Source organism: Sutterella massiliensis (genome assembly GCF_016899755.1).
GTDB lineage: Bacteria > Pseudomonadota > Gammaproteobacteria > Burkholderiales > Burkholderiaceae_F > Sutterella > Sutterella massiliensis.
Genome location: NZ_JACJJC010000185.1, coordinates 1 through 701, shown reverse-complemented (window position 1 = coordinate 701; position 701 = coordinate 1). Strand labels below are relative to the sequence as shown.

Below are 701 nucleotides of genomic sequence, written 5' to 3'. Positions count from 1 at the left end.
CTGTGGCAGTTTTACTTCCTCCTCAACTTCTTTCTCCGGATCCCGATACCAATACCAGCCTTCCGCGTGCCGTTTGTAGTAGTTTTCGGCGCGTAAGAATTCGATGCCGCTCTCGGCAACTGAAGCAGCGAAAGAAGTCGACGAGAAAACGGCAGCTATTGCGAGAACGACCGAGACTGTCGACTTTGACAGGCGATGTTTCCGCTCTGAGGCGAAGCAAGAGGAGAATAGGGGCATGCGTAAGGTTTCCCTGTGTTGAACAAGGAAAACTTACGAAATTGAGAATGGCGTCTGATCCGGTCCAAAGTGCGGAAATTCGACTGCCGATTTCTTTACGAGCAGCGTAAAAGAGCGTTTTCGACAGTCAAAGCTGCGTTATGCCGAAGCATCTTTGGAGAAAACGCTCCTTTTTCTGCTCACCGTTAGGAAGAGAAGGTTGGAGGCTCTGGAAGCTGCAACATAGAGGAGAGGTCGTTCCTTCGAGTTCGCGGCAAAAGCCGATTTGCGAAGGCCTCAATTTACTGCAGCACTGAGATGCTGCTGATATTCTCTCGGTGTGTCGCATGCGACACTGCTCTCGAAATTTCATAAAAATCGCAGTGTTAGCACTGCGACCTGGTTGTATAAACCGCAACCCGAACACCATTTCCGCATGCGGACGTGTGCATTTGAAAATAGGCTTTTATTGTGAGCTAAAAAGC

Annotated in this window: 1 protein-coding gene; it reads right to left on the bottom strand. The window is 49.4% G+C overall.

Annotated features, from left to right (window positions below; all coding sequences use genetic code 11):
• The coding region (locus H6A60_RS12060; protein ID WP_205104958.1) for a hypothetical protein at nucleotides 1-237 on the bottom strand (237 nt) is incomplete at its 3' end.
• Nucleotides 238-701: the final 464 nt, after the last annotated feature.